Consider the following 26,404-nt stretch of genomic DNA (forward strand, 5'->3'; position numbering starts at 1 on the left):
GAATGTATGTCGAGATATTACTGCTTAGGCAGCAAATGTCAAACAAATAGATAGGTTGCTATACATATCCAGACGAACGCGTAACAAAATGTGGGAGCGGGCTTGCTCGCGAATGCGCTGTGCCAGTCAACAAATCGCTAACTGATACACCGCATTCGCGAGCAAGCCCGCTCCCACAGGGGAATTGGGGAAGGTTTAGAAATCGCGCTTGTAGAAGATGTCCAGGGAGCTGGCCACGCCGCTGGCAGCTTCGAGGTAGACCTTCTTGCTGAGTTTGTAACGCAGGGCGATGGTGTTGGCCGGTTCGAACACGCCGACGCCGTAGCGCAGGCTGAGTTTTTCCGACAGGTTGCCGCTGGCCACCACGCTGGTGGTATCGCCGCTGCCCTGGGTGTCGAGCTGGAAGTCCTCGATCCCCAGGTTATTGGCCAGGCTGGTGGTCACCCCCGAGCTGCCCATCAGCCCCAGGCCCAACGCTGCCTGGGCGAGCATGTTGTTGTCCTCGCCCGTGGAGCTCAACGGCCGGCCCAGCACCAGGTAAGACAATGCCTGCTCCTGGCTCATGGCCGGTTCCGAGAAGATCTGCGTGGTCGGCTGTTCGGCGCTGCCGCTCAAGCGGATGCCGGCGATCACGTCGTCGGTCTGGCGGATCGCTTCGATGTCCAGGTAGGGCTGGTCGATGGGCCCGGCGAACAGCAGCCGCGCCCGACGCACTGTCAGCCGTTGCCCGTAGGCCCGATAACGACCGTCGTTGAGCCAGAGTTCGCCGCGGGTGTCCATGTTGTCACCGATGTGTACCTGCCCCTTTACGTTGGCCGTCAGGCCGAAGCCGGTAAACGCGAGTTTTTCCTGGCCGACGATCACGTCGATGTCCATCGCCATGGCGATCGGCGTGGTGCCCTCTTCGGTCTGGTGGCCGACGATCACCGTGTCATCCGACACCTTGACGGTTGACGGTGGCAGTTCGCGGATGGTGATCTCGCCCTTGGGCACCAGGACCTTGCCGGCAATGGAAAGCCGCTCGCCCTGCATCGTGATGTTGAGGTCCGGCGCTACATCCAGCACCGCATAGGGTTCGACGGTGACCGGCAGTTGCGAGCCCTTGAGGGCCAGGTTCATGGTCAGGGTCTCGCCCCAGCCGATGTTACCGCTCAGGCTGCCCTGCCCGTTCTTGCCACTTCTCCAGTCACCGTTGAGTTGCACCGCTTCGCCGGTAATCATCGCCCGCATCTGCAAGGCTTCAAGACTGATGGGCAGCTCCGGGCCGGACACTTCGCCGTCGCTGAGCACGAGGTTGCCGTTGACCCGGGGCGCGAGCAAACCACCGGATAACGTCCCGCTGCCGTTCAGATGGCCGGTGAGGGTTTCCACCATCGGCACGAACGGCCGGGCCACCGACAGGTCCAGCCCAGTCAGGCGAAACGAGCCGCTCAGCGGTTTGCTGGCCGGAATCGGATTGATCTGTGCCTGAAGCATCAGCTCGCCAAGTTTGGCGCCGACGAAATTCAGGCTGGTGTCGATCCGCTTGGGGGTCAGGCGACTGTCCAGCGTCAGGGTCTGGTACGGGAAGTCCAGCCACTGCGCTTTGTCACTCGCCTTATCCCGAACCTGTAACGTACCGCCGCTGGCGTCCACCAGGATCCGCCCGTTCGGGCCAGTGGCCGGCAGATCCAGCTGCAAGTCGGCGTTGAGCCGCCCCTGCCAGGCAAAATCCTTGGGCATCCACTGGGCCAGGCTTTCGATGGGAAATTGCTTGAGGTGATAACGCAGTTTCGGCTCCGGCATCAACCGCTGGTCTTCGCCACACAGGCTGGCCTGGCCGGAACGCCAACAGTGGGCGCCAAAATTGAGCGTGCCATTGGCCAGGCGCTCCAGCTTCGCCGGGGCTTGCAGGCGCCAGGCTTGACCGCCGGCCTGCACCTCGCCGCTGGCCAGGCGCCCGCGCCAGTTGCCCTGGTCGAGGACGCCATCGAGCGCCAGAGTGGTGTCGAGCTGCGGCCCTTGCAGATCCAGGGTGAGTTTTTGCTGCTTGATGTCGCCCTGCCCGCTAAGCGTCAGCACGCCCAGTGCGGTTTCGCCAGCGCGGATACCGCTGGCCTTGAGGTCGACTTTTCCCCGTTGCGCACTGTCGAGGGTCACGTCCAGGTTCAGGCTTTGCAGGCGGTTATCCTGGAACGCCAGTTGCGTGCCTTGCAGGCCGAGCTTGCCTTGCGGGGCCTTCAGTGTCCCGGCCACCTCGATACGGCCCATGACCTGGCCGCGCAATTGCGGCCAGAGCTGCGCCAGGCGCGAAAGTTTGATGTCGATCTGGCCGCTGAGTTTGTGTTGCAGGCTGCCAGTGCCGTTGATGCGGTTATCCCCCAGGCGGATGTCCAGGGCGCTGAGGTTCCACTGCTCGCCGGCGCCGCTGGCCTTGGCCTGGAACAGCGCCGGCTGACCACGCAATTTGCCCTTGAGGTCCAGGTCCGCATCGAGGTTGAGGCTGTCGTTCTTCAGCGCCCCTTTGCTGCGCAACGGCCCCGCCAGGGTGCCGGGCAGTTCGCCGAGCCAGTACGCCGGGTTGATGGCCGACAACTCCAGCGCCGTGTCCCAGGCGATGCCGTCGGCGAATTGCAGGTTCAGATGCCCTTGGGCCTTGCCCTGCCCGGCCGCGAGCTCAAGCTGCGGCAAATGGATTTGCGTCAGGTCGCCGCTGAACGGGCTACCCAGGGTAAAGGCCCCGGCGGGTCCGTCCAATGCAGCCTGGAAATTGCCCAGGTATTTACCGTCGGTATACGACACCTCACCGTTGAAGCTGCGCAGGGTCACCTGCGGTTCGTCGATCAGCGGATAGAGACGATGCCAGGGGAAATCCAACCAGGCGATTTTCGCTTCGGCGCTCAGGCCTTCGCGCCAATCCAGCTGGCCGGTGAGCTTCAGACTTTGCTGGTCGCCGGCATTCAGGTCGAGGCCGGCGATCTGTGCACCGCTGGCATCCACCTTGCCTTGGAGCAGCAGCGCCACCGGGCCTTTTTCGGCGGGCAGCGTCGCCTTGCCGAGCAGTTGATAGCCGTTTTTCAGATCGCCTTCGCCCGTCAGTTCCAGTTGATTGAGCAACAGGGTATCCGGCAGGTCGGCGCTGGCCTTGAAGCCGTCGGCGCTGATGCGCACCTTGGCCGGTAGATTGTCTGCCAGCGGTTGCAGCTCACCGACCAAGCGGCCTTGCAGGTAGCCGCTGCTGTCGGCGTTGAGGTTGAGGGTCTTGAGCAGATCGCCGTCGACTTTCAGGTCCAGCGCCCACGGCGTGGCACCCGGCGCCGGCAAGGTCAAGCGGCCTTCAGCCTTCAGCGGCCAGTCGCCGCCCGGTTTCAGCAGGCCGGACAGCTTCAGGCTCAGCGCGTCGCGCTGCAATTGCACCGAGTCGATCAGCAAGCCCTCGGCCGTCCAGTGAGCGGCCAGTTGCAGGCCCTCGAGCTGTTCACTGCCGTTGAACAACAGACTGCCGACCTGTACGTCGCCCAGTTCGATGGCCACCGGCAAGTCCAAATCAGGCAGGCTGATCGGACCGCTACTGGGCGCGTCGGCAGAGGGCGGCAATTGCAGACTGACCTTGTCCGCCTTGAGCTGTTCGATGCACAGCGTCATGCGCGTCAGGCACAGCGGCGACCAGGCGAATATCACCTGATCGAGCTCCACTTTGCGGGTGTCCTGCTGCCACAGCACGTGGTCAGCACTCCACTGCCCACCCAACCGTCCCTGGAAATTTTCTACGCTCAGCCCCGGTACCAGGCCAAGGGCCCAGCGGCTGCCCGATTGAGTGCCCAGCATGACGCTCAAGGCCAGCAATACCAACGCCAGCAACCCAGCGAGTGCCAACAGCGTTATCTTCACACCACGATTCACAACTCGGGCCCCATGGAAAAGTGCAAGCGAATACCGCCCTCGTCGTCCAGCGCATGGGCCAGGTCGAGGCGGATCGGGCCGACCGGCGACACCCAGCGCACGCCAACGCCCACGCCGGTCTTGAGGCTCGGCAGCTCAAGGCTGTTAAAGGAATTGCCCTGGTCGACGAAGGTCGCCAGCCGCCATTTCTCAGCGACGGAATATTGATATTCGAGGCTGCCGGCCACCATGTAGCGCCCGCCGATGCGATCGCCCTCGGAGTTTTCCGGCGACAGGCTCTGGTAGTCGTAACCGCGCACGCTCTGGTCGCCACCGGCGAAAAAACGCAAGGACGGCGGGATCGATTTATAGCCATTGGTGGCGCTGCCACCGACCTGGGCCCGAGCCAAAAAACGATGCTTGTCGAACACCGTGGTCAGGCCCTTGACCATGGCCGTGCCGTATAAAAGGTTGTTGTCCGAGCCGAGCCCTTCCTTGGCAACCTTGGTATCGAACTGCAGGCGGTAGCCGTTGTGCGGGTCGATGCGGTTGTCGCTGCGCAGGTAGGAATAGCTGACACCCGGCATCAGCAACGTGCTCAGGCCTGAATCGTCGCCGAGGCGATACTCTTCGTGCTGCCACTTGAGCGACACCACCCGCTGCCAGCCGCTGGGCAACTTGCTGTGCCATTCAGGGCCCACGGTCAGCAGTTTGCTGAGACTGTCGGTGTCGGCCAGTTCTTCATATTGATAGCCGCCGGCATAGCGCAGCTTGTCGGTCAGTGGCGGATCCAACGGCACGTCGTACCACAGGCCGACGTTCTGCCGGGGCGCCGACACTTCCGTCTCCCAGCCATAACTGTGGCCCTGGGCGTTGACCCAGTGGCGCGTCCAATTGGCCTTGGCCCGTGGGCCGACGTCGGTGGAGAACCCCAAGCCCAAACCCATGGTGCGTGGCTTGCGGGTGTCGAGCTTGACCGCCACCGGGATCACGTTACCGGTAGCGGCAGTGGGCGCTGCATCGACCCGCACGCCTTCGAAATAACCGCTCGATTGCAGGGCCTGGTTGAGCTCGGCAATGAGTTCGGAGTCGTACGCAGTCCCGGCCTTGAACGGCACCATGCGCTGCAGCAGCTCTTCGTCGAACGGCGTGTCCCCTTCGAAGCTCACCGGGCCCAAGGCATAGCGCGGGCCGCTGTCATAGATGAGCTCGATATCGGCGACGCCAGCCTGGGGATCCACCAGCAGCTTCTGGCTGACGAAGCGCCCGCTGAAAAAACCGTAACGCGATGCCTGGTTCTGGATCTGCCGCTTGGCGTCTTCGTAACGGCCGTGGTTGAGCACCGCGCCAGGCTTGAGGCCCGCGTTGTCGGGGACGCGAAAGGCTTTGAGCGATGCCGCCGGGCCGTCGATGCGCACGGTGACATTGCGCAAGTGCACAGGCTCGCCGGGGTCGATGGTCAGCACCAGGCGCGGCACCTTGCCGCCCTTGACCTCGCTGTCGATCTGCGGCTGGTAATAACCCAGGGCCTGGGCGGCTTTGCGCGCCTGTTCCTCGGCGCCACGACTGAAGCGCAGCAAGGCTTCTTCGTCACGATCACCCACACCGCCGATGTAACCTTCTACGTTGGCTTTGAGTTCGTCGTTGGACGGCTTGACGCGTACATCCAATTCACTTTGTGCCAGTGCCGCGCAGCTGAGGGACAGCAAGAGCGCGCCACTGGTCATTCGTCCTGGGAAATTCATGGCGCGGATGCTATCACGAGCTTGGAAGCCTGATAGAGCCAGACATTTCCCAAAAGTTCGGCCGATTATGCGGTTGCGCTTTGCAGCACTTGGGGGTTGGCATGAAAGAACACGTGTTCACGGACGGGTCCTACCGCAATCTCACCGATTTCCTCATAACCCTGGCGTTTATAAAACTCCAGGTAACGTGGGTTGCCGGTGTCTAGCACGACGCCTTGGGAGTTTTCGTCCACCGCACACCAGTTATGCACCGCTTCGAGCAACTGCTCGCCAAAGTGCTGGCCTTGAAACTGTGGATGAACCCCCAACAGTGGCAACACATGGACCGCATCCGACGGCAGGCAGGCCGCCACCGCCGCGTGGTAGTCCAAATAGCGCCGGGTGCAGCGAAAACCAGTGCTCAACACCATGCGCAGACGCCAGGCCCAGCTTTCGGTGATGCCCAGGCGCCGCTGCGGTGGGGCGATCAGGGCGATGCCGATCAGACGATCGTTGACCAGCAAGCCGATGGCCGGCAGATCCTGGAGAAAGTGCTGTTTGACCAACTCGCGCACCGTGGCCCGTACCCGATGTTCATAACCGGGACGTTCGGACTCGAACAGGAAGCTGAAGGTCGGCTCATGGCGATAAGCCTGATACAGCAATGAACGGGCTTCGCGGGAGTAACCGCTGTCGAGCATATGGATGTCGGCGATGGCGGTGGCGGTTTCGGGCATGACGGCAGATCTCCTGGGCGAGGCTCGGTAAGGCCCCGCTCTTATTGAGTACGAACCCAATAGGCTCGTGATCGTTCCTACATGCAAAGGACATTAGCAGCGCATTTGTCCTACTGCCACGCTGGCCCCCTTCCGACATGTCAGCTAGCATCGCAGTTTTGCCAGGACAGCCGACCATGAAGATCGTCTCCTTCAACATCAACGGGCTGCGCGCCCGTCCCCATCAGCTGGCGGCGCTGATCGAGAAGCACCAGCCGGACGTGATCGGCCTGCAGGAAACCAAGGTCCACGACGAACAGTTCCCCCTGGCCGAGGTTCAGGCCCTGGGTTACCACGTGCATTACCACGGGCAAAAGGGCCACTACGGTGTCGCCCTGCTCTCCCGTCAGGCACCGTTGAGCCTGTACAAAGGCTTCGAGGGCGACGACGAAGACGCCCAGCGGCGCTTCATCTGGGGCACCTTCGCCGATGCCAACGGCGTGCCGGTGACGATCATGAACGGTTATTTCCCACAAGGTGAAAGCCGCGACCACCCGACCAAATTCCCGGCCAAGGAACGTTTCTACAGCGACTTGCAGCAACTGCTGGAAAGCCGCTTTAGCAACGACCAGCCAGTGGTGGTGATGGGGGATGTGAACATTTCCCCGCAAGACTGCGACATCGGCATCGGCCCGGACAACATGAAGCGCTGGCTGAAAACCGGTAAATGCAGCTTCCTGCCGGAAGAGCGCGAGTGGATGGCCCGCCTGAAAAACTGGGGCCTGGTGGACAGCTTTCGCCACCTGAACCCGGACGTCACCGATCGCTTCAGCTGGTTCGACTACCGCAGTCGCGGTTTCGAGGACGAGCCCAAGCGCGGCCTGCGCATCGACCTGATCCTCACCTCCCATGGCCTGCTGCCACGGGTCAAGGATGCCGGTGTGGACTATGAGCTGCGGGGCATGGAAAAACCTTCGGACCATGCGCCGATCTGGTTGGAATTGAGCTGATTTCAAGGCGCACACCATCCCCTGTGGGAGCGAGCTTGCTCGCTCCCACACATGATCGGCCTGACATTAGTCCTGAGTCGCAACCCTGTCACCTTTCAGTAACCTGATTGACTTAATCTTCCGGCACTTCCCAAGGTTCAGAAGGTGCCGGCATGCGGCTGCGCGTTGTTTTTTTCATCGGCCTCTGGCTGCCGCTCGCAGTCTGGGCCAGCGGCTTGCCGGTTCCCGAACACGGCCCTGCCCTGCGCCTTCAGGGCTCCAATACCATCGGCGCGGCACTGGGACCGGCCTTGGTCAAGGGCTTGATGGTCGAGCAAGGGTTGCTCAAGGTCAGCGCCGAAATCACCGGTCGGGACAACGAACAGCGGATTATCGGCCAGACCGCTGACGGCCGGCGGGTGGAAATCGACATTGCTGCCCACGGTTCCAGCACCGGGTTCGCCGCCCTCAAGCAAGACAGCGCCGACCTGGCCGCCTCTTCCCGGCCGATCAAGGACAGCGAGCTGAAGGAATTATCTTCCCTCGGTGATCTGAAAAGTCCCACCGCCGAGCAGGTCATCGCCATCGATGGCCTGGCGATTATTCTTCATCCACAGAACCCGTTGCGTCAGCTCGATACCGTACAACTGGCGCGAATATTCAGCGGCGAGGCGAAAACCTGGGAAGCGGTCGGCAGCGTCGGCGGCCCCATTCATCTCTACGCCCGGGACGAACAGTCCGGCACCTACGATACCTTCAAGGAACTGGTCCTTAGCCGACAGGGCAAACGGCTGGATCCTTCAGCGCGGCGCTTCGAATCCAGCGAACAGTTGTCCGACGCCGTCAGTCAGGACCCGCAAGGCATTGGCTTCATCGGTTTGCCTTACGTGCGCCAGGCCAAGGCCCTGGCGATTGTCGACGGCGCTTCCCAGCCCATGTTGCCGTTGAACAATCTGATCGCCACCGAGGATTATCCCTTGTCCCGCAGGCTGTTCTTTTACCTGCCCCCTCAACAAACCAACCCGTGGGCCGAGGCGCTGGTTGAATTCACCCAAAGCGACCAGGGACAGGCCATCGTCGCGGCCAATGGGTTCATCGCCCAAACCGTCCAGGCCATGGCCGTCACGCCGAATGCGCTGATGCCGGAGGGGTATCAGGCCCTGAGCCGCCATGCCCAACGCCTGAGCGTGAATTTTCGCTTCGAAGAAGGCAGCGCCAACCTCGACAACAAGGCCCATCAGGACCTGGGCCGGGTACTCGACTATATAAAGCAACATGGCAAGCTCGACCGGCGCGTGACCCTGGTGGGGTTTGGCGACGCCAAGGACGACCCGGCGCGCGCGGATCTGTTGTCCAAATTGCGGGCCATGGCGGTGCGCCGTGAGCTGGTCAAATACGGCGTGGCGCTGCGGGAGGTACGGGGGTTTGGGGCATTGATGCCGGTGGCGGCCAACAGTGAGGATGAAGGCAGGGTCAGGAATCGGCGGGTGGAGGTTTGGGTTTACTAACAGTCGAAAGCCTGCGCGGCCTTTGTGGCGAGGGGATAAATCCCCTCGCCACAAAGGCTTGATGTTTATCCTGTTAATTTCGGTGTAGGACCAAGCTGCCTCGCCTTGCGCCGTTGCCTACAACTACGCCAGAATCCGCCGGCTTGTGCGCCTTGGGGTCGGGCTTTATCGTTTTCCGGTCGCTGACGAATCAGCGATCGGGTTTGGTAGCCCGGGTTGTCGGTGCATAGCGTCACCTCTGCAAGTGCAGTCATGCACTGCGCTTTTTGGTGGCCATGCGCAGGGTCTCTTCGGAGGCGCCGGCTCCGATGCCCGGTCTACCAACCTTCGTATGGCCACCACCCAATTCGTTTGGTAGCGAGCAGGTGATGGCTCCTTTTCAAGTGCATCGGAGCTTCAACTATGTTCAAAGCAACTCCCAACCCGCCGGACACCGATCCGACTTCCTCACGCCAAAAAAGCCATTCCAAAAAACTCGACGAAGCCGCCGACCGCGCCCTCGACTTCTACCTCAAGCCCAAACCCACGCAAGCCGAAGCCGACCCCAGCCAACTGTTCACGGTGGTCAACGGCATCGACACCGAATCCCTGCTCGCCAACCTCAGCGAAACCCTGGCCTCGGCCAATGCCATGGTCAACGACCTGGCCTTCGACCTGGAAGGTTCCAGGCGGCACGTGGCCCTGGGCATCCAGCAGTTGATCGAACTGGGCGGATTATTGGCGAACCGGGCGCTGGATAACGTCGAGCCGCGCTAGCCGACTCACAAAATGAAACTGGCCTCTGGAGAACACCAGAGGCCTGTGGGAGCAAAGCTTGCTCGCGATGCAGACGCCTCGGTTCCTCAAGAGACCGCATCGCCTTCATCGCGGGCAAGCCTTGCTCCCACAACGGGTTTGGTTTGTGCCAGGCTCACTATTACCGCCCCGCCAACTCCATGATCATCCGCGACAACAGATAAATCCTCGGCACCACGCTCTCAACTTCCGCGTATTCCTCAGGCGTATGAATGTTGCCACCGACAATACCAAAGCCATCCAGCGTCGGTGTGCCGACGCCGGCTGAGAGGCTGGCATCCGCCGCGCCGCCGCTGCCCTCTTCAGTGAGTTTGCGCCCCAGTTCGCCATAGATGCCTTGGGCCATGGCCATCAAACGATCCGATTCCGCCGTTTGCGGCATCGGCGGCAGGCCGCGCTTGAGGCTGGTGGTGACTTCGGTGTCGGCGATCAGTTTGTCTTGCGACACGCGGGCCAGGTCTTTTTCGATGCGGTCGAACTCTTCCGGTACCGCCGCCCGCACGTCGGCCTTGGCGCTGGCTTGGTCGGGGATCACGTTGGTCCGGTCACCGGCCTTGAGCACGGTGAAGTTGATGGTGGTTTTCTTTTCCGCATCGCCCAGCTTGCCCAGTTGCAGGATCTGGTGCGCCGCTTCCATCGCCGCATTGCGCCCCAGTTCCGGCGCGACCCCGGCGTGGGACGCCTTGCCCTTGACCTCCACCAGCGCCGTGGCACTGCCCTTGCGCCAGACCACCAGGCCGTCCGCCGGGCGACCCGGTTCAAGGTTGAGGGTCACATCATGGGCCTTGGCGGTTTTCTTGATCAGGTCGGTGGCGACATCCGAGCCGGTTTCTTCGCTGGCGTCGAGCAGGAAAGTAATCTGCGCGTAATTCTTGAAGTCCAGGTTCTTGAGCACCTTCAACGCATAGATCCCAGCGACGATGCCACCCTTATCGTCCATCACTCCCGGGCCATAAGCCCGGCCGTCCTTGATATGGAAGGGGCGCTCGGCGGCCGAGCCTTCCTTGAACACCGTGTCCATGTGTGCCATCAGCAGGATCTTCGCCTTACCGGTGCCTTTGAGGGTCGCCAGGATGTGCTGGGTGCCGTCCGAGTTGGGCACCTTTTCAATGGTGGCGCCCAACTTCTGTAATTCTTCGATGGCAATGTCACCGACCTGGGTCAACCCCGGCACATACCCGGAGCCGGAGTCGATGTTCACCAGCCGTTCCAGCAGTTTCAGGGCCTCGCCTTTGTACTGTTCGGCGTCGCTCAGAACTTGTGGGTGGGGCTGCGCGAAAGCAACCGGGGCGAAGGCGCCGAGGGCCAGGCTCAGGCCGAGACTGACGGCCAGACGGGAGCGAAGAGCAGTAATCGTCATGATTCATCCTTGTTCCGTATCGGGAGAGTGCTCAGGCAACCCTACCCGACTATGGTCCAAGGCTCTAGGCCGCAGACGCCCGCCTAACCTCTCAAAGGGAAATGACCGATTCCTCCAACACCTGCCGATTCCGGTAACAAGTAACCCGATTGCGCCCGCCGGTCTTGGCCTCGTAAAGCGCCTGATCGGCGTCATTGAGCCAATGGGTGGCATCGCCATAGTCCGGGTTGAAGGCCGCCAAGCCAATGCTCAGGCTCACCTTCAGCGCCGGGTTCTGTTCGTAGCTGAGCGTCGCAAAGCGCTCGCGCAAACCGTCCATGGCCTGTACGGCGTTGTAAAGCGTCAGGTCCGGCAGAATCACACAGAACTCATCACCGCCATAACGCCCGGCCACATCGGCGGTGCGCAGGTTCTGCTTGAGCATCTTGCCGAGCTGGCGCAGCACGATGTCGCCAGCCACGTGGCCATAGGTGTCATTGATGGCTTTGAAATGATCGATGTCGATCAGCGCAATTGCGCCACGCGCTGCCCCGTCTTTTGGGTAGCGCAGGCAGCGCTGGAACTCCTCGTTGAGGCGGTCTTTCCAGGCACCGTGGTTGAGCAACCCGGTCAGGCTGTCGGTGCGACTCAGGGCCAGCAACTCGCGCTTTTGCCGGCCCAGGGCGTAGGCCTGGCGATAGCAGAACCAACCCAGCGCCATCGGGTACAGGCACAGCAGCGGCAAACAGGCGTAGAGCTGCGCCGGGCTGGTCATGGGCACGCGGGTCAGCGGGAAGATCATTTCGCCGACGACAATGCCCACCGCTTGAGCCATCGCCCCAATGAGCAGGAAACGCAGGCCGCCAATGGAGACGTTGTTCATCGCCATCATCGCCAACGTGACTGCCGCAGGCAGCGGATTGAACTGCATCGCCGCGACCCAGAAGCCGCCGAGCAACGCATCGATCAGTAAATTGAGGTGTTCTGCGTGGTACGGCGCCCTGCAATGCCGGGCCCACCAATAGGACAAGTGTGGCCAGAGCAACCCGTTGAACAACATGAATCCCCAGACCCACGGCGCCGGCTCGAGGGGATGGAGGGCAGCACTCACCAACACCAACCCCAGCGTCAGGCCCAGGATGCGAGATATATAAAGCCTCCTGGCGAGCGTGCGTCCCTTTCGTCCCGTTTTTTGCATAGAGACCTCTGCATCGCGGGTTTCCCAAGTCTTTCTGGGAGGGGATGCCTGGAGTCTATCAGGGCAGCATCAAATAGCCACTACTGATGAAGGGGTATTTATTCTCTGCCAAATGCAGGGCTCGGCGCTGATTTTGGCTATACATGACTAGGGCGATCCGCAAACGATCAGAAAGGAGGTCCATGGGCAGTTATCAGGTATTGATCATCGGCAGCGGGTTCGGGGGCCAGTGCGCAGCGGTCAATCTGCTCAAGGAAGGCATCGAGGATTTCCTGCTGCTTGAGCGCCGGGATTTTTTCGGCGGCACCTGGTGCCAGAACACCTACCCCGGCGCAGCGGTGGACGTGCCGTCACCCTTGTATTCGCTGTCCTTTGCCAGCTACGACTGGAGCCGGATGTTTGCCGAACAAGAGGAACTGCATCGCTACACCCAACACGTGATCGAGCGCTTCAAGCTGCGGGACAAGGTGCAACTGGGGTCGAATGTCGAGCGAGTGGAATGGGATGACCAGACCAGGCAATGGCTTGTCCATACCGCCAAGGGCCTCTACCGGGCGCAGTTCCTGATCAATGCCACGGGGCCCCTCAGTCAGCCGGTGATCCCACCGTTCGAAGGTCGGGAACGCTTCAAGGGCAAGACGTTTCACACCAATCATTGGGACCACGCCTACGACTACCGTCATAAACGTGTCGCTATTGTCGGCAGTGGGGCCAGTGCCGCCCAGGTGATCCCGGCCATTGCCGCGGAAGTCGAGCACCTGCATGTGTTCCAGCGCACGCCTCACTGGGTGCTGCGCCGCCGCGACCACACCTTCAATCGCTTCGAGCGCTGGTTGCTGCGCCAGGCACCACTGCACACCCTGTTGCGCTGGTCGATCTACTGGCAATTCGAAGCCCGGGTGATTGCCTTCAAGTACTCACGGTCGGCGGTTCGCATGGTCCAGCGCCAAGCCTTGAGGCTGCTGGAGTGCCAAGTACCGGACCCAACCCTGCGGCGCCGCTTGACCCCGGATTACCTGATCGGCTGCAAGCGCGTCATCCTGTCCAATACGCTGTACCCGTCCCTGTGCCGGGCCAATGTCAGCGTGCATGGCCAGGAGCAAGGCATCGCCGCCCTCGATGAAACCGGCATCATCACCCGGGACGGCCAGCACATCGAGCTGGACCTGATCGTCTGGTCCACAGGCTTTGATGCCACCGATGGGGTGATTTCCTATCCCGTGACCGGCAAGAATGGTACCCGGCTTCGTGACGCCTGGGCCCAGTACCCCCGCGCCTACCTGGGCACCAGCCTGCCGGACTTCCCCAACCTGTTTATCGTGACCGGGCCCAACACCGGCATCGGCCACACCTCGGCACTGTTCATCATAGAGTCGCAGATGAATTACATCCTGGACTGTATCCGCACCCTGAACCGGCGAAACCTGCGTAGCATTGAAGTACAGTCGGCGGCCGAACAACGCTACACCGAGATGATCCATCGGGAAATGCAGCGCACCGTATGGAAATCCGGCGGATGCCATAGCTGGTATCAGAGTAAAAGCGGCCATGTCATCGCGATGTTCCCCGGCTTCAGCTTCACTTATCACCGCCTGACCCGTCGGTTCAGGCTGGACGATCACATTCTGTCGTGACCCATGGAGGGCAAAATATGCTGGTGTTGTGGATAATTCTTGCCGTGTTTATCGCCTGGAGCTGGTTGACGTATCCAGCCATTGGCCAGGTGTTGTACGACATGAGCATGGCCCTGGAAGCACGCCTCTATCGGTTGCGCAAAATCAACGTACCGATCAGCGAAATGACCGTATCGACCTGGCAAGGCGGGCCTTATGAAGCTGCCGGCAGCATCCTGATGCTCCATGGCTACAGCGGCGACAAAGACCTCTGGCTGCGCGTAGCCCGGCATTTTGTCGGTGCCTATCGGGTGGTGATTCCCGACCTGGCCGGTCATGGCGAAACCGGCTTCAAGGCCGGCGGCGGCTATGACATCCCGACCCAGGCCCGGCGGGTGATCGAGTTGCTCGACGCCTGCGGCCTGGACAAAGTCCATGTGATCGGCAACTCCATGGGCGGGCATCTCGCGGCATGGCTGGCGGCCACTTCGCCTGAACGGGTGCTGACCCTGGCGCTGCTCGATCCGGCTGGCGTCACTTCGCCCCAACCCAGCGACATGGATCGCCAACTGGCCGCCGGCCGCAACCCATCCCTGGTGCACTCGCGGGAGGAGTTCGCGCCGTTCTACGCAATGACCATGGCCTCGCCGCCCTGGGTTCCGGGCATGGTGATGGCGGCGGTGGCCGAGCGCTACGTGCAACATCGCGAAGAACTGGCGGAGATCTACGCCGACTTTCGCGCCAGCCCCTCGATGGAGCCACGCCTGGCCGACATCCGCGCGCCCTCGCTGTTGCTCTGGGGTCGCCAGGACCGGGTGATCGACGTCAGCAGCGTGCCCGTGTGGAGCAAGGGCCTCGCGGATTTGCGGGTGGAAATCTGGGACGGGGTCGGTCATCTGCCCATGATTGAAAAACCCGGGAAAACGGCAGCGCTGTATCAGGAGTTTCTCAAGGGACTGGGGCAGTGAGCGGATGCCTCGCCACATGGCATTGGATCAGGTGGGAGGGTCAGTCCCTGACAGAATGAAGTCCTGAAGATTCTTCGTTTGTCGACGCTGGCGAAGGCTGCGATCTTTCGTTCAACTTTCCCACAGCCCAAACCAGGAACTCTCACCATGAGCTTCGTCAGTCCCGACCTGATCCGCCAACGCTTTTCCAAAGCGATGTCCGACATGTACCGCGACGAGGTGCCGCTCTACGGCGCGTTGATGAATCTGGTGGAGCAAACCAATGCCCAGGTGCTGGGCAAAGACCCGCAACTGGCCGAACACCTGCGCAGCACTGGTGAGCTCCAGCGCCTGGACCTGGAACGCCACGGCGCGATCCGCGTCGGCACTGCCGCGGAACTGGCCACCCTCGGACGATTGTTCGCGGTCATGGGCATGCAGCCGGTGGGTTACTACGACCTCACGCCGGCCGGGGTGCCGGTGCATTCCACGGCATTTCGCGCCGTGCATGAAAGTGCCTTGCAGGTCAGCCCGTTCCGAGTGTTCACCTCGCTGCTGCGCCTGGAACTGATCGAAAACACCGAACTTCGGGCCTTTGCCGAATCGGTGCTGGATAAGCGCCAGATCTTCACCCCCACCGCCCTTCAGCTCATCGATCTCGCCGAACGCCAGGGCGGCTTGACGGAGCCCCAGTCCGAGGATTTCGTCCTACAGGCCCTGGAGACGTTTCGCTGGCACCACAGCGCCACTGTCACGGCCGAGCAGTACCGGCAGTTGAGCGCCCAACATCGTCTGATCGCCGACGTGGTGGCCTTCAAGGGCCCGCACATCAATCACCTGACGCCACGCACTCTGGACATCGACATCGTCCAGGCGCAGATGCCCGTGCACGGCATCACGCCCAAAGCAGTGATCGAAGGCCCACCCCGCCGTCATTGCCCGATCCTGCTGCGCCAGACCAGTTTCAAGGCGCTCGACGAGCCCGTCAGCTTCACCGACCAGGCGCAATCCCAAGGCAGCCACAGCGCCCGCTTTGGCGAAATCGAGCAACGGGGCGCAGCGCTCACGCCCAAGGGTCGTGCGCTCTATGACCAATTGCTGAACGCGGCGCGGGATGCACTGGGGGCATTCCCCAATGAAGCCAACGCCGAGCGCTACAACGCGCTGATGAGCGAACACTTTGCCCAATTCCCTGACACCCACGATGAACTGCGTCGACAGGCACTGGCGTACTTCCGTTATTTCGTGACGCAAAAAGGCCTTGCCGCCAAGGGTACCCTTGAGCAAACGGCCTCGTTGGAACGCTTGCTGGAGCAGCAATACCTGCGTGCCGAACCGTTGGTGTACGAAGACTTCCTGCCGGTCAGCGCCGCCGGCATCTTCCAGTCGAACCTCGGCGATGCCGCCCAGAGTCACTACGCCGGGCAGTCCAATCGCCAGGCGTTTGAAGAGGCGCTGGGGCGAACGACCATCGATGAGTTGGGGCTGTATGCGCAGACCCAACAGCGCTCCATTGAGGAATGCAGGGCTGCCTTGGGCGTGCAGGAACAAGCCGAAGGGCGACTGTGAAAGAGATTGCACTACGAACCTGCTCGTGAAGCTCGATAATCAACTCGTTTTACCTGAGGGGCTGCAGCGTCAGCCCCAAAGCGCAGGAAGGTGCGCGGCACTGGACGGCGCCTTACGCGCATTTCCCTCGGTTCGAGGCAATGGCTCATGAAGACAAAACATAACTCATTGATCTAATTTACTTTTCCTAAAATGGCATGGCTCTTGATAACCGTCAGGGCACCTCGGGACAACAACCGTCCCAGGCCCCTAAGTTATCCAGGAAGGAGAGCGTCCCATTGGCTACCCCCGCGTATATGATCATCAAAGGCATCAAACAAGGTCTGATCACTGCTGGCGCGTTTACGGCCGACTCGGTTGGCAATATTTATCAGGAAGGTCGTGAAGACAAAATCATGGTGCAAGGTTTCCAGCATCAGGTGACCGTCCCGCGCGATCCTCAATCCGGCCAGCCAACCGGCCAACGCGTGCATCACCCCCTCATCATCACCAAAGTGTTCGACAAGGCCACGCCTCTGCTGCAGGGCGCCCTCACCAGCGGTGAACGCCTGGAGGAAATTGTGATTCATTGGCTCCGGACTTCGGCGGCTGGCACTCAGGAACACTACTTCACCACCACGCTGTTCGACGCGATCATTGTTGAAATCAAGGACTACATGTTCAACTGCCAGGACCCGGTAAACGCACATTTCACCCATCTGGAAGACGTGCACTTCTCATATCGCAAGATCACCTGGAATCACGAAGTCTGCGGCACGATGGGCTCCGATGACTGGCGTGTACCGGTCGCCGGTTAAGTCCGCGCAGCCGTCAATGCACCGGCCAGGTCTGCTGGCCGATGTGCATTGAAGTGAACGGTAACGATTGACTCCGAGAGGGTGTTCGCCCAGTGCGACGGCCTCGGCATTCCATGCACTGGTAAAGAGCCTGACACTGGGCGAACGGGCACAATAATAGTGGAACTTTCAAAATATTTCCGCGTCGCGCTTTAAATAATTTTTCATCTTCAATTGTAACTATCGACGACTGATCAACACTCACTCGTTCGTGCAGTTACATTTGATGGGGTGTGAAGGGTATCCCGTGGCGAGGGAGCTTGCTCCCGCTGGGGTGCGAAGCAGCCCAAAAACAGAGCGGCCGCTACGCGACCAAGCGGGAGCAGGCTCCCTCGCCACGGTTTTGGGCACATTCCGATGTATATAAAACTGTACAAACAGCTATACAACATTAATAGACAAGTACAAAAGTTATCAGCCGAGGCATGCAACATGCCTCACAGCAAGTTAACAGCCATTTAAAATTTTTTAATGCCGGACGGTGCATCTGGCCTCAACCACGCCGCCCGGTTTTTTGCGCGTCGGTGTCTCCCGCTTCAGGGTCCCCTTGCTGCTGTTTGCGCTTGGCCGGATCGTTTGGGCGCAGGGCGTCGTTGTCCCGCTCCACTTCACCGGGCATCCCTGGCTCGTCCGGGTTCTGCGGCGTTTGATCAGGGCTGTGCTTCATGGCGAACTCCTTGGAATTCCAAGCCTGGAATCAGGCATCGGGCGGCTGCAGCCGGTAAGTCAGCGACGAAAGTTTGAGGTCATCGCTCATGACGGACTCCAGCGAGGCATTCATAAAGTATGAGGGTCGAGGTTCGCGGGGAGTTCCGGCGATTATCAGTAGCCGGTCATTTCCAGGTAGCCATTACCGCCGTGGCTGCCACTCAGTTGCACCGGCCCCTCCCAATAGGGAATGCGCAGGTTCATCCAGGCGTTGGGGTTCAAGGCCTGGGTGGTGACGTCGAGCTGCTTGCCGGGAATCTTCAGCGACCAGCGCACCGGCATCGAATGCCCGGCGACCTTGGCGGTGTCCAGCGGCACGAGGCTGATTTCCCCGGCGTGCAGGGTCTGCGCCCGGCCCTGGGGATCGATCCAGGTGCCCGTCAGGTACGGCGCTCCGTTCTTGTGGCGCATACGATAGAGCATCACGTGTTCACCGCTGTTCAGGTGCAGAGAAAACCAGTCCCATCCAGTCTGGTTGGCCGTCAGGGGCTGGCTGCTCCACTCGCGGTCAAGCCAGGCCGGACCGTTGACCTGATAGCGCTGGCCGTCAATTTCCAATTCGCCACTGGCCTGGAAAAACGGCTGGCTGTAGTAGTACGACGCCTGACCCTGTTCGGATTTCTGGCTGAAACCCTGATCCCCCTGCAACACCAGCGGGCGGGCCGAAGTGAGCCGCAACGCATAACTGAAGCGCGGGTCTCGGGCCGTCAGTTGCATATCCGCCAGAGGGTCGGCGCCTGACGCTTGAGTGCCAAAGCGCCAGTCGTCGATCCAGGCCTCGAAGGGTGTCGTCTGCACCCCGGCCTGCCCCACACCACCCCGAGCGTAGCGCTCGGCGGCATGATGGACGGCGGCAGAAGTGACCGCCGCGTGACCGAGCCAGATCGTCTGGTTGCGCCAGCCGTTGGCCTGGGGCGCGGCGTTCAAGGCGCTGCGAAACAGCGTCCATTGCACACCGAAATCGCGGCCCTGGGCATCCTTGAGATTGGCGGTGACGTACCACCACTCGATGCGAAAACCCTCATGAATGCCGTGGTCAGCCGGGAAACTGAACACCCGCCCCGGCGCCACTGGCGTGAACGCGGCAGCCTGATCGCCCAGGCCGGCAAAGCCCTTCTCCGGTAACGGTTCACCGCAGCCGCTGAGCAACACCAGCAACATCAGGCCGACTTTAATCTTCATGGGCAAAGGTTCTCAGCAAATCCGCCGGCTGCGTGCGGTACAACGCATACAGCGGCCAGGCCGATGCCAGTAGCGTGGCGAGCATCGCCAAGGCCAGCAACTGCGCCAGTTGCAACGGGAATACCTGCAACGGCAGGCGCCAGCCGAAGGCCTGCACATTGATCACCGCATCCAGGCACCAGGCCAGGGCGATGCCCAGGGGCAAGGCCAGCATCAGGGTCAATAGCGCCAGCAGCCAGGTCTGGCCGAGGTTGAGCAACATCAACTGCCGTCGCGTCACCCCCAGCGCCCACAGTGGCGCCAACTGGCCGAGGCGACTCTGGCTCTGGGTCAAGAGACTGATGAACAACGCCACTCCGGCCACCGCCAGGGTCAGACTGTTGAGGGCAGCGGTGGCGGCAAAGGTGCGCTCGAACACTTGGGTCGACCAGCCCTTGAGCCGGGCCTGATCGACGATACGGCTGTCATCCAGGCTGAACCGACCTTGCAACGCCGTCAGCAGCGCCGGGATCGCGGACGGTTCGATGCGCAGGTTGAAACGGTTTGGCGTCAGTTGCGGCCAGTGCGCCAATAAGTGATCAACGTTGACCAGCACATGGCCCTTGGGATTGCCGTAGTCGGCATAAACCCCAACGACGCGTAGCGCCCACGGCCCCTGCGGCGTCGGGAGGGTCAACTGATCGCCAATGCTCACCTTGAGGCGTCGGGCCAGTTGTTCACTGAGCATCAGCGTGTCGGCAGCGGCGAGTTGCTCCCAAGGCTTGTCGCTGGCCGACTCCAGCAGCGGCCAATGCTGGCGATAGTGGGGATGATCGATGATGCCGTGGATATCCGTCGGCCAGCCCTGCAACGGGACCGATACCTGCCAGATGGGAACGACCGCCGTAACCGCCGGTTGCTGCTTGAGCCAGGCGTGCAGCTCGCCCGCCTGGGCGGGGGTTTGCGGATTGATGTACAGCTCGGCGCTCAGTCGTTGTTCGAGCCAGTTGCTGAAGGTCTGGCGAAAGCCTGCGGTCATGCTGCCGGCACCGATGTTCGCCGCCAGCGCCAGCAGCAACGCCATCAGCGCCAGGCTCAGCGTCGGCAGTTGCTGGCGGCAATCGGCGAGAAACCACTGCCCAAGTACCGAACGGCTGCGGCGCAACAGCAGGTTCAGCGCGCGATTGAGCAACACCGGCAAGGCCAGCGCCGCGCCCAGCAACAAGGTGGTCATCAGGACAAAACCGCTGGCCAGGCTGTCACCCCAGATCAATGCCGACACGGCGATCAACGCCGCGAATGTCGCCACCCAACCCTGACGCCGCAGCCATCGCGCATGGGCCTGATGCCAGGCCTGGGGATTGGCCAGCGCCAGCAACGGCAGGCGCGCGGCGCGCAGCAAACTGTCGGCGCCGGCCAGCAGCGCACCAAGCAGGCTCAGGCCGACGCCGCTGAGCCACCACCACGGGCTGAGGTTCAGATGCCCGGCCACTTCAGCGCCGTACAAACCCCGCAGACTCGCCGCGACATCGGGCAACAACAGGCTCGCCAGCCAATAGCCGCTGAGCACCCCGGCGATCCCTCCGAGCAAGGCCAGCGCGCCCAGCTCAAGGGCCAGGCTGGTGATCAGCACCCGCGCACTGACGCCACAGGCCCGCAGGGTTCGCAGCAGGCTGCGGCGTTGTTCCAGGGCCAGGCCGATGGCGGCGTGGACAATGAACAGTCCCACCACGAAGGATAAAAACCCCAGGGCGTCGAGGTTCAGGTGAAAGCTTTCGGTCAGGCGCGACAGGTTGTTTTCTTCATCGGCGTGCTTGAGTTGCAGCCGACCGTTGAACGCCTCCGGTAACGCCGCACTGAACGTGGTGGGCAGCAACAGCCGTGACAGCTGCTCCGGCAACCCGAGTACCTGCTGGGCAAAACCGATGTCCATCAACAGCATGCCCGGCGCCATGTCCACCTGGACATGCAGTGGCGGCAGCAATTGCCCATCCACCGTCTGAGGCCGGTCGCCCTCCCGCAGCCCCAAGGCTTGCAAGGTCTGCGCAGCGACCCAGGTGTGGCCAGGGTCCGTGAAAAACGCCACCAGTTCGGTTATCTCCCGCGCCTGCCCCGCCAGCGCCGCCCCGGGAGGCAGCGATACCGGGTCAATGCCCATCAGTTGCAGGCGCTGGTCTTCGTGGCCCTTGAGCATGACTCGCGCCTGCAACACCGGTGACACCGGCCAACCCTGGCGCCGCAGATCGACAAACCATTGCTGAGGGAAGGTGCCGCCGCCGGGCGCACTGAGGCTGGCCTGGGGTTCGCCGCCGATGAGCTGACTGGCCCGGGCATAGCTGTCCCGGGCCTGACTGTTCAGCGCCTGCACACCGGTGAGCAAACTGGTGGCGAGCCAGAGCCCGGTCAACACGCTGAAAAACTGCACCGGATGCTGGCGCCAATGGCTGAGCAGCGCCTTGAGGGTCTGGCGAAAGATCATCACCCCTGGGCCACCTGGGCCAGACGGCCGCGCTGCAAGACCACGCGCCGGGACAGACGGGCCGCCACCCGGGGGCTGTGAGTGACCATCAGCAAGCTGGTGGGGCTGCCATCCAACAGTTCCAGCAACAGTTGCAACACCTCGTCGCTGGTGGCTTCGTCGAGGCTGCCGGTGGGTTCGTCGGCGAGCAACAGGGGCGGTCGCGAGGCCAGCGCCCGGCCCAGCGCCACCCGTTGCTGCTGCCCACCGGAAAGCTGTTCCGGGTAACGCCGCAGCAAGTCCTTGAGCCCGAGCCGCTGCACCAGATGAGCCTGCCAGACAGGGTCATGGCGGCCACACAGGCGCGCCTGGAACGCCAGATTATCCTCCACCGGCAAGCTGCTGATGAGGTTGAACTGCTGGAACACCAGACCGATTTCGCTGCGTCGCCAGTTCGCCAGCTGGCTTTCGCTCATTGCGTCGAGCCGATACTCGCCACTGCGAATGCTGCCGCGATCGACCTTGTCCAGCCCGGCGACCAAGTGCAGCAAAGTGCTCTTGCCGCTGCCGGACTCCCCCATCAGCGCCAGGCTACTGCCGGGGGCCAGCGTCAGATCGATGCCTTGCAACACCGGCAACGGGCCCTGGGGGGTGACGTAGCTTTTAAACACTTCGCGCACTTCAAGCATGAAAAGGCTCGATGGATAAACGTGAGGCTCAGGATAGCGGAGTTAAGTGCCGGCCCACCAAGGGATGAACCTGGGCAACCGCCCCCTACCGTTTGTCACTTGCCCAACCTTATTGGATCCACTTACTTGTGTCGGGTAAATTTTCGGCTATCAATCAATAACTAATACCCGCCGTTTAATGCTGTCGGCGTAATCGTCACAAATATGACGACCCTGGATTGCCTCCTTCTCAAGGACGATCGCCGACATGCCTCACACCCAGTATCGCCTCGATATCGACGGGCTTCGCGCTGTTGCGGTAATCGCCGTGCTCATCCATCACCTCAACCCCGGCCTGCTCCCAGGCGGGTTCGTCGGGGTCGATATTTTCTTCGTCATCTCGGGCTTTCTCATCACCTCCCAGGTGTTTTCCGAGATCAGGCAGAACACCTTTTCACTGAAGCGTTTTTATCAACGGCGAATCAACCGCATCGTGCCCGCATTGGCGACGGTATCGCTGGCGAGCGTGATCGCTGGGGCCTTCATTCTTTCCCCGGCCGACCTGACCCGACTCAACGTCAGCGCGCTGCTCTCCCTGCTGGGCGTCTCGAACATCTACATTTGGGTGAAGTACGGAAACTATTTCGCGGCGGACGCCAGCGAAGCCCCGTTGCTGCATACCTGGTCATTGGGTATCGAAGAACAGTTCTATGTGATCTGGCCGCTGCTCATTCTGGCGCTGTATCGGCTGGCGCCACGTTATGTATTGGCCGTGCTGGGGGTTGGCATTGTTGCGGCGATAGGGCTTTCCGAGTACGCCACGAACGTCTTTGCCACCGCCTCCTACTATCTGCTGCCCACGCGCTTTTTCGAATTGATGCTGGGCGGCGCGCTGGGTATTTATCTCTATCGACCATGTTCGCTTGGTCAGCGAGCGGCCCAGGGGTCTGCTCTGGTCGGGGCCGGGCTGATCGGTTTTTCGTTGTTCGCCCTGAGCCCGGACGCGCCTTTCCCAGGCCTCAATGCGCTGATGCCTTGCCTGGGCGCGGCACTGCTGATTCTGGCCGGCAGCGGTAGCGTTCGTTCCCGCCTGCTGACCAACCGGCCCATGGTGTTCATCGGCCTGATTTCCTATTCGCTTTATCTCTGGCATTGGCCGTTGATTGCCTACCTGAATTACCTGGGCATCGCCATGACGTTTACCGTAGGGACAGCGCTGTTGGTGGTGTCGATTTCGCTGTCCTGGTGGTCCTGGCGTTATGTCGAGATCCCCTTCCGACGCTCCGGCGTGCAGTTGCCGTTTTCCCGCGTGCTCACTCAGCGATTCATGACTCCCACCCTGGGGCTCGCCGTGTTGGCGGCGTTGAGCCTGCAATTGAATGGCTTCCCGCAGCGCTTTGCGCCTGAAGTGTCGACGCTGGAAGCCATGACCCTGGTGGAACCGAACAAGCTTCGCAGCGACTGCCACATGCCCAATGCGCGCTACGGCAGCGACCCCAATCCCAAGTGCCGGCTCGGGGCGCGCAAGGAGCAACTTGACGGGATCATGGTCGGCGACTCGTTCGCCAATCACTTCACCGGCATGGTCGACATCCTGGCCGCCCCCGACGGCATCAGGCTGATGGACTACACCCTGGATGCCTGCCCACCGATCTTCGGCTACACCGCCGAGGTATCGACGGCGTATGGTGCCCGTTGCGCGGGACGCAACAAACGGGTGTTCGAGCTGATCAATCAACACCACTACCCTTACGTCGTATTGGCCGGGGCTTGGCCCAAGGACACGGCGGCCGGGGCGATTGTCGAAGCAAGTATCAAGGCCGTGGCGGACAACACTGGCCAGGTCATTGTGATTCTCAGCAACCAGAACATCGATAAGGCCGCGACCTGCCCGGTACGTCGCCTGATGTTCGGTAGCGATCGCCCATGCTCGGCACCGCTGGATATCACGGCGCCTTACTGGGAAGGCATACGCGCCCGGCTGACCCAGGTGCGCTTTATCGACCCCAATCAAGTGATCTGCCCGGCGGGGCTGTGCAGCCCGATCATTGACGGGCAGTTGCTGTACCGCGATGACGCACACTTGAATGATGTGGGCTCACGCTTCATTGGCCGCACGCTACGCGACCGAGGCTTTTCACTGCTGCACGACCCCGCCCACCCCGGGCCAATCGCCACGACGAGATAGCAGCCACGGGGAGTTGTGGCGCATGCATTATCTGTGTACGACCCGGAAAAAACTGAGGGAGGAGATTTGTGAAAGCCCGAGAATCCGTGTGGGAGGCCGAGTCCGGTCCCACAGGGATCACTGCCCCGCCGCCATCTGTGCCTGTGTCGGCCCCGGTGTGACGATGTGGTTCAGGTCGATGTATTTCCATTCAGGCATCGCCCCCAGCCGTGCATTGAAGCGGTAGTTGAAGGTGAAGGCGTCTTCGGTCGGCTGGCTCAGGGACTTGCCATAATTGGCTTCAATCCCGGTCGGTTCGTAGCCCATCAACTGCAACAGTGTCGGGAAGATGTTGTAGTGGCTGGAGCGGTCCTTGTTCTGCGCCCAGGCACGCCGCCAATCCAGCGTGTGCGACTGCGCGCCCTCTATCACCACCAACGGCACGAGCCCTTCCTCCGCCACCGGATCGCCGCCGCAATGGGTGTTGAGCCCCGGATTGCCGCGCTCATGCAGGTCCTGGCCGTGATCGGAGGTGTAGATCAACACCGCACGACTCAAATCGGCCTGTTGGAAGACTCGCTTGAAAAACTCGCCGACGTTCCACAGCAACGTGTTCTGGTAGGCGTTGCGGTACAACATCCAGTCATCCTTCTGGCCATTGAAGCCGTCGCGCTCGCCGGTGTCGGCCACTTCCTGGAACTGCCCTCGCGGCAAGGCCGGGCGGTAGCTCATGAAGTCGTCGGGGTATTTGTCATGTACGGGAAAATGCGCGCCCACCTTATTCATCACCACCAGTTCGGCACGGTCGTCGCCCAGCAGCTCGATCAACTTCGCCGCCGCCGCCATGTCACGGTCGCGCACGCTGACCTGGTCGAATTGGACGAATTCGTCGATGTCCTGTTTCTCAAGATCAGTCATCAGGTTCTGCAGGTTGCCACCGGTGCGTTGAGCGTCGATGTAGACGGTACGCAACCCGGCCTTTTTGGCGTACTGCCAGATCGACGGCAGGGTACTGTTGATGCGGATGTAATCGTCGCGAGTACCGCCGTAACGCAGGGTGACATTCGTGTCGGCGCTGCAATTGGCGATGGAGGCCGCGTAACCGAAATTGAAAATTTCCACGCCCATGGGTGGCGTCTTCAGGCCGGTGTACACGCCGAACGGGGTGTTGATGTCGAGGTAGTTGCCGGAAATGCTTTCATCGATGATCAGTACAATGTCGTGCTCGATGGCAGCAGTTAGCCGCGCGATGCGCACCGGTTCACGAGGGCCAACCGTGTTGTGCAGAGCCTCGTAGGTGAACAGGTTCAGATAGGCCAGCGGCGTGTACATCACCGGCAACCCGCGTGCGCCCTCACCCGCCCGCACGAACAACACGCCGCTGAGCAACAGCACGCCCACCAACGGCGCGGCGATGGGCAAATAAACCGGCACTGGCAGCCGACGGCGAGGCTTGAGACCGATGCCCAACAGTAACAACAGGCCACCGAGCCCGGCACTGATGATCACCTCGCGGTACTGATAGACCGCCTCCTGGATAAAGCCGCCGGAGTACACCAGCGACACAAACTGACTGTAGGTCAGGTAGCTGTCGGTGACCCGGGCGTACACCTCGAAAAACACCGCCGAAGCAAACATCACCAGCGCGAACAGGTGCCGCACCAGGGTTTGGCGGATGTACGCGCTCATCCACAAAGCCACCACCAATACCACGAACATCGCGCCGTACAACAGCGTGGCGAAACCCAAACCCAGCGCCCCTACACGGTCAAGGTAGTCGGCGTACCCCCGCACCAGGTACAGCACCAGCAACAGTTCCTTGAGGTATCGGGCCATGTCGATCTCGACGCTATCGCGACGTTAGGGAGGGGTTCGCTTTCTGCACACTAGCAGCAGGTTTTCAAAGCGCAAGAAAGGCGACACCCGAAGAACGCGTCAAAAAAAAGTTACCCCAAAAATGACACCTTTACCTAACAAAAAACTGAAAAAACTATGGATTACGACCGTTCATCGCATTCTAAAACGTCCATATAGCCCTTTAAAACCGGCACTTTTCTAAGTCAGTCAAGGACTTGATATCAAAAGGCCCGGTTCTTTCTAGTTTTGCCAACACTGACAACTGTCATTTTGCTGACACGATTTTATGA

At 61.3% G+C, this 26,404-nt stretch carries 18 protein-coding genes; 8 read left to right on the plus strand and 10 right to left on the minus strand.

The features are described from left to right. Positions 1-195 precede the first annotated feature (195 nt). The 3 genes from EPZ47_RS19060 to EPZ47_RS19070 form a co-directional block, all read right to left on the minus strand. Positions 196-3,882: a translocation/assembly module TamB domain-containing protein gene (locus tag EPZ47_RS19060; protein WP_135846226.1), complete on the minus strand. Its 3,687-nt coding sequence runs from the start codon at positions 3,880-3,882 to the stop codon at positions 196-198. Then, positions 3,879-5,606 (minus strand): autotransporter assembly complex protein TamA, encoded by a 1,728-nt coding sequence (locus EPZ47_RS19065; RefSeq protein ID WP_135846227.1) that lies wholly within the window; start codon positions 5,604-5,606, stop codon positions 3,879-3,881. The genes EPZ47_RS19060 and EPZ47_RS19065 overlap by 4 nt, the downstream gene beginning before the upstream one ends. A 65-nt stretch (positions 5,607-5,671) precedes the next feature. Continuing rightward, positions 5,672-6,322, minus strand: coding sequence for a GNAT family N-acetyltransferase (locus tag EPZ47_RS19070; protein WP_025212895.1), 651 nt, complete (start codon positions 6,320-6,322; stop codon positions 5,672-5,674). A gap of 176 nt (positions 6,323-6,498) precedes the next feature. Here EPZ47_RS19070 and xthA point away from each other — a divergent pair, with 176 nt between their 5' ends. The 3 genes from xthA to EPZ47_RS19085 all read left to right on the plus strand — a co-directional run bounded on the left by xthA (position 6,499) and on the right by EPZ47_RS19085 (position 9,554). Then, entirely contained in the window at positions 6,499-7,311 is an 813-nt protein-coding gene (xthA, locus tag EPZ47_RS19075) for an exodeoxyribonuclease III (RefSeq protein ID WP_135846228.1), read from the plus strand. A 152-nt stretch (positions 7,312-7,463) separates the two neighbouring features. Beyond that, complete coding sequence (locus EPZ47_RS19080) at positions 7,464-8,798, plus strand: substrate-binding domain-containing protein (RefSeq protein ID WP_135846229.1); 1,335 nt, start codon at positions 7,464-7,466, stop codon at positions 8,796-8,798. Positions 8,799-9,200: 402 nt separating this feature from the next. Further along, positions 9,201-9,554 carry a DUF6124 family protein gene (locus EPZ47_RS19085; RefSeq protein ID WP_135846230.1) on the plus strand — a complete coding sequence of 118 codons (354 nt, stop codon included), beginning with the start codon at positions 9,201-9,203 and terminating at the stop codon, positions 9,552-9,554. A gap of 160 nt (positions 9,555-9,714) precedes the next feature. Here the strand turns inward: EPZ47_RS19085 and EPZ47_RS19090 are convergent, their stop codons facing one another. Then, on the minus strand, positions 9,715-10,953 hold the full coding sequence (locus EPZ47_RS19090) for a M20/M25/M40 family metallo-hydrolase (protein WP_135846231.1): 1,239 nt from the start codon (positions 10,951-10,953) through the stop codon (positions 9,715-9,717). Positions 10,954-11,044: 91 nt separating this feature from the next. Next, entirely contained in the window at positions 11,045-12,130 is a 1,086-nt protein-coding gene (locus EPZ47_RS19095; protein ID WP_135846232.1) for a diguanylate cyclase, read from the minus strand. Positions 12,131-12,312: 182 nt separating this feature from the next. On the opposite strand from EPZ47_RS19095, the gene EPZ47_RS19100 reads away from it, so the two are divergent. The 4 genes from EPZ47_RS19100 to EPZ47_RS19115 all read left to right on the plus strand — a co-directional run bounded on the left by EPZ47_RS19100 (position 12,313) and on the right by EPZ47_RS19115 (position 17,056). Further along, entirely contained in the window at positions 12,313-13,764 is a 1,452-nt protein-coding gene (locus EPZ47_RS19100; protein ID WP_135846233.1) for a flavin-containing monooxygenase, read from the plus strand. A 17-nt stretch (positions 13,765-13,781) separates the two neighbouring features. Further along, the gene (locus EPZ47_RS19105; RefSeq protein ID WP_135846234.1) at positions 13,782-14,711 is read left to right on the plus strand and encodes an alpha/beta fold hydrolase; all 930 of its coding nucleotides are present in this window, start codon (positions 13,782-13,784) and stop codon (positions 14,709-14,711) included. Positions 14,712-14,858: 147 nt separating this feature from the next. Next, the gene (gene hglS, locus EPZ47_RS19110; protein WP_135846235.1) at positions 14,859-16,259 is read left to right on the plus strand and encodes a 2-oxoadipate dioxygenase/decarboxylase HglS; all 1,401 of its coding nucleotides are present in this window, start codon (positions 14,859-14,861) and stop codon (positions 16,257-16,259) included. Positions 16,260-16,537: 278 nt separating this feature from the next. Further along, positions 16,538-17,056 carry an Hcp family type VI secretion system effector gene (locus EPZ47_RS19115; protein ID WP_135846236.1) on the plus strand — a complete coding sequence of 173 codons (519 nt, stop codon included), beginning with the start codon at positions 16,538-16,540 and terminating at the stop codon, positions 17,054-17,056. Positions 17,057-17,588: 532 nt separating this feature from the next. On the opposite strand, the gene EPZ47_RS30235 is transcribed toward EPZ47_RS19115, so the two are convergent. The 4 genes from EPZ47_RS30235 to EPZ47_RS19135 all read right to left on the minus strand — a co-directional run bounded on the left by EPZ47_RS30235 (position 17,589) and on the right by EPZ47_RS19135 (position 22,111). Next, positions 17,589-17,762: a hypothetical protein gene (locus tag EPZ47_RS30235; protein ID WP_178084269.1), complete on the minus strand. Its 174-nt coding sequence runs from the start codon at positions 17,760-17,762 to the stop codon at positions 17,589-17,591. 155 nt (positions 17,763-17,917) lie between these two features. Beyond that, a complete protein-coding gene (locus tag EPZ47_RS19125; RefSeq protein WP_135846237.1) occupies positions 17,918-18,985 on the minus strand; it encodes a lipocalin-like domain-containing protein in 1,068 nt (355 codons plus the stop codon). Continuing rightward, entirely contained in the window at positions 18,975-21,446 is a 2,472-nt protein-coding gene (locus EPZ47_RS19130; RefSeq protein ID WP_135846238.1) for an ABC transporter permease, read from the minus strand. The genes EPZ47_RS19125 and EPZ47_RS19130 overlap by 11 nt, the downstream gene beginning before the upstream one ends. Continuing rightward, positions 21,443-22,111, minus strand: a complete 669-nt coding sequence (locus EPZ47_RS19135; RefSeq protein WP_135846239.1) for an ABC transporter ATP-binding protein — start codon at positions 22,109-22,111, stop codon at positions 21,443-21,445. The genes EPZ47_RS19130 and EPZ47_RS19135 overlap by 4 nt, the downstream gene beginning before the upstream one ends. Positions 22,112-22,358: 247 nt before the next feature. On the opposite strand from EPZ47_RS19135, the gene EPZ47_RS19140 reads away from it, so the two are divergent. Then, positions 22,359-24,278 (plus strand): acyltransferase family protein, encoded by a 1,920-nt coding sequence (locus EPZ47_RS19140; protein ID WP_135846240.1) that lies wholly within the window; start codon positions 22,359-22,361, stop codon positions 24,276-24,278. A gap of 117 nt (positions 24,279-24,395) precedes the next feature. Here EPZ47_RS19140 and EPZ47_RS19145 read toward each other — a convergent pair whose 3' ends face one another. Further along, positions 24,396-26,093, minus strand: coding sequence for a sulfatase-like hydrolase/transferase (locus EPZ47_RS19145; protein ID WP_135846241.1), 1,698 nt, complete (start codon positions 26,091-26,093; stop codon positions 24,396-24,398). Positions 26,094-26,404 lie beyond the last annotated feature (311 nt).

The organism is Pseudomonas viciae (assembly GCF_004786035.1).
Taxonomy (GTDB): Bacteria; Pseudomonadota; Gammaproteobacteria; order Pseudomonadales; family Pseudomonadaceae; genus Aquipseudomonas; species Aquipseudomonas viciae.

Excerpts from the sequence above, each read along its gene's own strand:
- EPZ47_RS19095 (WP_135846232.1), bottom strand. The coding sequence starts at position 12,130 with ATGCAAAAAACGGGACGAAAGGGACGCACGCTCGCCAGGAGGCTTTAT.
- EPZ47_RS19140 (WP_135846240.1), top strand. The coding sequence starts at position 22,359 with ATGCCTCACACCCAGTATCGCCTCGATATCGACGGGCTTCGCGCTGTT.
- EPZ47_RS19090 (WP_135846231.1), bottom strand. The coding sequence starts at position 10,953 with ATGACGATTACTGCTCTTCGCTCCCGTCTGGCCGTCAGTCTCGGCCTG.
- EPZ47_RS19125 (WP_135846237.1), bottom strand. The coding sequence starts at position 18,985 with ATGAAGATTAAAGTCGGCCTGATGTTGCTGGTGTTGCTCAGCGGCTGC.
- EPZ47_RS19085 (WP_135846230.1), top strand. The coding sequence starts at position 9,201 with ATGTTCAAAGCAACTCCCAACCCGCCGGACACCGATCCGACTTCCTCA.
- EPZ47_RS19065 (WP_135846227.1), bottom strand. The coding sequence starts at position 5,606 with ATGAATTTCCCAGGACGAATGACCAGTGGCGCGCTCTTGCTGTCCCTC.
- EPZ47_RS19105 (WP_135846234.1), top strand. The coding sequence starts at position 13,782 with ATGCTGGTGTTGTGGATAATTCTTGCCGTGTTTATCGCCTGGAGCTGG.
- EPZ47_RS30235 (WP_178084269.1), bottom strand. The coding sequence starts at position 17,762 with ATGAAGCACAGCCCTGATCAAACGCCGCAGAACCCGGACGAGCCAGGG.
- EPZ47_RS19145 (WP_135846241.1), bottom strand. The coding sequence starts at position 26,093 with ATGGCCCGATACCTCAAGGAACTGTTGCTGGTGCTGTACCTGGTGCGG.
- EPZ47_RS19070 (WP_025212895.1), bottom strand. The coding sequence starts at position 6,322 with ATGCCCGAAACCGCCACCGCCATCGCCGACATCCATATGCTCGACAGC.
- EPZ47_RS19080 (WP_135846229.1), top strand. The coding sequence starts at position 7,464 with ATGCGGCTGCGCGTTGTTTTTTTCATCGGCCTCTGGCTGCCGCTCGCA.
- EPZ47_RS19135 (WP_135846239.1), bottom strand. The coding sequence starts at position 22,111 with ATGCTTGAAGTGCGCGAAGTGTTTAAAAGCTACGTCACCCCCCAGGGC.
- EPZ47_RS19100 (WP_135846233.1), top strand. The coding sequence starts at position 12,313 with ATGGGCAGTTATCAGGTATTGATCATCGGCAGCGGGTTCGGGGGCCAG.
- hglS (WP_135846235.1), top strand. The coding sequence starts at position 14,859 with ATGAGCTTCGTCAGTCCCGACCTGATCCGCCAACGCTTTTCCAAAGCG.
- xthA (WP_135846228.1), top strand. The coding sequence starts at position 6,499 with ATGAAGATCGTCTCCTTCAACATCAACGGGCTGCGCGCCCGTCCCCAT.